Source organism: Neisseria sp. P0013.S005 (assembly GCF_051958425.1).
Lineage (GTDB): Bacteria > Pseudomonadota > Gammaproteobacteria > Burkholderiales > Neisseriaceae > Neisseria > Neisseria subflava.
This window is the reverse complement of record NZ_JBQCVL010000029.1, coordinates 1-5,071: the sequence shown is the minus strand read 5'-3', so window position 1 is coordinate 5,071 and position 5,071 is coordinate 1. Positions and strand designations below refer to the sequence as shown.

General features: G+C 48.8%; 1 protein-coding gene and 2 pseudogenes. All 3 read right to left on the bottom strand.

Annotated elements, in window-relative coordinates; genetic code table 11:
* Positions 1-163: 163 nt before the first annotated feature.
* Positions 164-2,395: pseudogene (locus ACTHTA_RS11245) on the bottom strand (glycogen/starch/alpha-glucan phosphorylase).
* A 108-nt stretch (positions 2,396-2,503) separates the two neighbouring features.
* Positions 2,504-2,641, bottom strand: a complete 138-nt coding sequence (locus tag ACTHTA_RS11240) for a hypothetical protein (protein WP_440376378.1) — start codon at positions 2,639-2,641, stop codon at positions 2,504-2,506.
* Between the two features lie 313 nt (positions 2,642-2,954).
* Positions 2,955-4,939: pseudogene (glgX, locus tag ACTHTA_RS11235) on the bottom strand (glycogen debranching protein GlgX).
* Positions 4,940-5,071: the final 132 nt, after the last annotated feature.

Below are 5,071 nucleotides of genomic sequence, written 5' to 3'. Positions count from 1 at the left end.
GCTCATGAGAAATCCCCTAAATGTCTTGGTGGGAATTTAGGGGATTTTGGGGAATTTTGCAAAGGTCTCGGCCTTTTAAATTTGTTATTCAATTCAAAAACAGCGAATATAAAAAAGCCGATACACCTTCCCGATGTATCAGCTTTCGCTATCTGCTCAACGTTTAATTTTTGCTGGGCAATTCTTTTTCGCTCAATGGTTTGATGTACCAAATATCGCGGCAGTAGTCGGCAATGGAGCGGTCGGATGAGAAGAAGCCCATGTTAGCGATGTTGATCAAGGCTGATTTGCGCCATGCGGATACGTTGCGGTAGTGTTCGTCCGCTTTGTATTGCGTGTCAATGTAGCTGCGGAAATCCGCCATCAGCTGATAGAAGTCGCCGTATGGTTGCAACACGTCGTTGTAGCGGTTTGGCTCTTCCGGAGAGAAAGTGCCTTGGCTGATTTGATTGACGACGCGGCGCAGGCCGCTGTCTCGCTCGATATAGCCCAACGGGTCGTAACCGTTGTGGCGGATTTCTTCGACTTGTTCTACGGTGTTACCGAAGATATAGCAGTTGTCCGCACCGACTTTTTCCAAAATCTCAACGTTCGCGCCGTCCAGCGTACCCATACAGATTGCGCCGTTGAGGGCAAATTTCATGTTACTGGTACCGGACTTCCGTACCTGCCAGTGAGATTTGTTCGTACAAATCGGCGGCAGGAATGATGATTTGTGCAAGGCTGACGCTGTAGTTCGGGATGTAAACGACTTTAATCAGGTCGCGGATACGAGGGTCGTTGTTGATGATTTTGGCAACGTCGTTAATCAGACGGATGATTTTCTTCGCCATGTAATAGGCGGATGCGGCTTTACCGGCAAAGATGAACACACGCGGCTGCCAATCGAAATCCGGGTTTTCCAAGATTTTGTTGTAGCGGTCGACGATGTGCATCACGTTCAATGCTTGACGTTTGTACTCGTGGATACGTTTGATTTGGATGTCGAAAAGTGCATCGGTATTAACTTTAATGCCCAGCTCGGTTTCGATGTATTTGGCAAGGCGCTCTTTGGTGGCTTTTTTCACTTCACCGAATTCTGCCTGTACGGAGGCATCGTCCACTTTATCGTTGAGCTTGGTCAGGTTGTCCAAATGCAGACGCCAGTCTTCGTCGCCCAGATGTTTGTCCAAGAAATTGGTCAAGCCCGGATTGGCGATGTTAATCCAGCGTCGTGGGGTCACGCCGTTGGTTACGTTGGTAAAGCGTTCGGGGAACACTTTGGCAAAGTCGGCGAAGATGGAAGTGGTCATCAGGTCGGAGTGGATTTTCGCCACGCCGTTGACTTTGTGCGAACCGATGACCGCCAACCATGCCATGCGGACGCGGCGGCCGTTGTTCTCATCGATGATGGACACGCGGCGGACGAAGTCGTCGTCGAAGTTGCCGATGGCGCGCAGGGCGTTCAGGAAGTAGGCGTTGATTTCAAAGATGATGTCCAAATGGCGCGGCAGCAGGCGGCCCATCAAATCGACCGGCCAAGTTTCCAAGGCTTCGCTCATCAATGTGTGGTTGTTGTAAGAGAAAATCTTGCAGCACATATTCCATGCTTCGGTCCACGCAATGCCTTCTTCATCAATCAGGATGCGCATCAATTCTGGAATGGCGAGCACCGGATGGGTGTCATTCAAGTGGATGGCGACTTCGTCCGCCAAAGTGCGGATGCTTGGGAAACGGCATTTGTGACGGGCGACGATGTCTTGAACGGAAGCGGAAACCAAGAAGTATTCTTGTTTCAAGCGCAATTCGCGGCCGGATTCGGTAGAGTCGTTCGGATAGAGGACGCGTGAGATGTTTTCATCGCTATTTTGCGCACGGACGGCGGATGCGTAATCGCCGCGGTTGAAGTCCGCCAAGTCGAAGCGGTTACCGGCGTGAGCCGTCCACAGGCGTAACGGGTTGGCGACGTCTCCGCCGTAGCCGGGGATGATTTCATCGTATGCCCAAGCGGAAATTTCTTCGCTCGGTTGCCATTCTTTTTTATCGCCCAAGTTCAACACTTGACCGCCGAAACGGACGGAATATTGTTTGTTCGGACGGGCAAACTGCCATGCCAAATCTTGGTCGAGCCACAAATCGGGTTTTTCAACTTGTTGGCCATCCACGATTTCTTGTTTGAACATACCGTATTGGTAACGATGCCGTAGCCCATAGCAGGAATGCGCAGGGTTGCCAAAGAGTCGAGGAAGCAGGCGGCCAGACGGCCCAAACCGCCGTTACCCAAACCCGGATCTTCTTCTTGTTCGCAGACATCGGCAAATTCTTTGCCCAGTTGTTTGAAAGCTTCTTCAAATTCGACGTAAACACCTTCGTTAATCAGCGCGTTGACAAACGAACGGCCGAGCAGGAACTCCATAGACAGGTAATAAACCATGCGTTTGCCGTTGTCGATGTGGGCGCGGCGTGTTTTGAGGAAATCTTCCGCAATCAGGTCACGCGCGGCAAGCATGGCGGCGTTGAGCCATTAATGTGAAGTTGCCTCCTTCGGATCTACACCCAAGATAAAAATCAGCTTGTAAACGATGGATTTACGGATGGTTTCGGCGTCCGGTTTAGGCATTACATAATCGTAACCGGAGATGGGGAGTTTTTTCTTAGCCATGGAAGCCTTTCTCTAGCGTGAGGCACTGGACAACGCGCCTGATGGTTTTATTAAAAACAACAAAACTCGGTTTTCAGACGGCCTGACAACGGCAACAGGCCGTCTGAAAGGAATGACGCGTAGGTTTGTTACACAATAAGGGAATTATAGCGGAAAGGTTTTAAAAAAGGATATTTTTTCTTTATAAAACATTTGATTAACGATTAAACCATTAATCATATCATCGGCATTTTCCATTTATACCACGAAGCCAAAAATGAACAAATACCAACAAAATATCAAAGGATTAATCAAACAATAGTTTAATTCTCATTTAATTTGTTTTATGTAAAATCCAAATCCCCATATGTTCAACAACACATTTCCCTGATTCTTCGTAATTTAATTTCTCTGATGGTACGAAGAAATTTCCCAATTACCTTGAGGCAGGTTAAATAACTGACGACTACGTTTGGCATTTACCAACAGTAGCCACTCGTCATCCAAAACAATCTGAATCGCCTTACTGCCCCTATTGTGCCAACAATATTCGGTCATCGGTCTGCTATCGGCATTGAGCCATTGCACACGCTCTTTTTCCCACCAGCAATCATCTGTCAGCAGCTTGATTTGACTGCGGACGCGTATCAGCTCTTGAGTGTAATTTTGCAACACATGGGACTCATTTTGCCAATCCAACCATGTAATCAGATTATCTTGGCAGTAGCTGTTGTTGTTGCCTTGCTGACTGTTGCCGAACTCATCGCCTGCCAAAAGCATGGGCGTACCGTTGGATAAAAATAAGGAGGCAAGCAACGCTTTGGAAGTGTATTCGCGGTTGAGCAAAACCTCTTCATCATCGGTTTCACCTTCTACGCCGTGGTTGTAGCTGATGTTTTCATTATGCCCGTCGCGGTTGTTTTCACCGTTGGCTTCGTTGTGTTTTTCGTTGTAGCTGACCAAATCGCGCAGAGTGAAGCCGTCGTGTGCAGTAATGAAGTTGATGCTGGCAGACGGTCGGCGGCCGCTGTGGTTGAAAATATCGGACGACCCGGCCAAGCGTTCGGCAAATACGCCCAAATTACCGCTTTCCCAAGACCAAAACGCGCGCATATCATCACGGAAACGGCCGTTCCATTCAGCAAAAGGTTGCGGGAAATTGCCCAAGTGATAGCCGCCTTCGCCAATGTCCCATGCTTCGACAATCAGCTTCAAACCGGCCAAAATCGGATCTTGATACAAGACTTGGAAAAAACGGCCATACGATTGGAAATCGGGCTCGCGTCCCAATACGGTTCCCAAGTCGAAACTGAAGCCGTCAACATGAAACTCTTCGGCCCAAAAGCGCAGGCTGTCTGCCGCCCAACGGGTAACATCGCGACGGACAATATTGAGCGTATTGCCACAACCTGACCAGTTCTCATAGCTGCCGTAAGAGGTGTGCCAATACCATAAAGTGTTATCGATACCGCGCTGACACAGCATCGGGCCTTTGTCGTCCTGCTCTGCCGTGTGGTTGTACACGACATCCAAAATCACTTCCAAACCCGCTTGATGCAGGGCTTTGACCGCCTGTTTAAACTCCGCCGCCGCACGCTCGGGATTGTCGGCATAAGACGGCTCAACGGTAAAATGGGAATAAGTGTTGTAGCCCCAATAATTGCTCAAACCCATCTGCTGAAGATGGTATTCATCCAGATGATAATGAATCGGCAGCAGCTCGACCGTCGTCACCCCCAACTCTTGCAAATAGGCCAAAACTCGTTTATCACTCAAGGCTTTATAAGTGCCTGCGTACTTCAAATCGGGGAACTGCTTGGTAAACCCTTTGACATGGGCTTCATAAATAACGGTTTTGCCCCACGGTATCTCCGGACGGCAATCTTTGGCCCAATTAAATCGGCTGCGTCCGATCACGACGCTTTTCGGTGCAACGGCGGCATTGTCGCGTTCATCTTCCGGCCTGAACCATGCCATTTCTTCGGCGGTACGGTAGCTTGGTTTGCCGTCAATTTTTTTGGAATACGGGTCAATCAGTAATTTGTTGGGATTAAAACATGAGCCGTATTCTGCGTTTTCACGTCCATACACACGAAAACCGTATCGCTGCCCTGCCTTAACGTCCGGCACGAATCCGTAAAATACCGAACCGCGCCGCGAAGGCATCTCCAAACGGGTTTCTTTATCTTTATCAAACAGACACAATTCTACCTTTTCGGCATTGATGGAAAACAAGGTGAAATTCGCACCCTTACTTGTCAGGGTCGCGCCCATGGGATAAGGCTTGCCTTCCTCGATATGCCATGATTTGGCAGTCATAGAATGATTCCTTGGTATGTATTTGGTTTCGTGTCCAATATAAGGCCGTCTGAAAAACATTGAACTGGCCCCCAAATCTTGGACACTCATAAAAGCCTTTTCAGGCGCTCTGTGTAAGCTGGGTTCTGTATG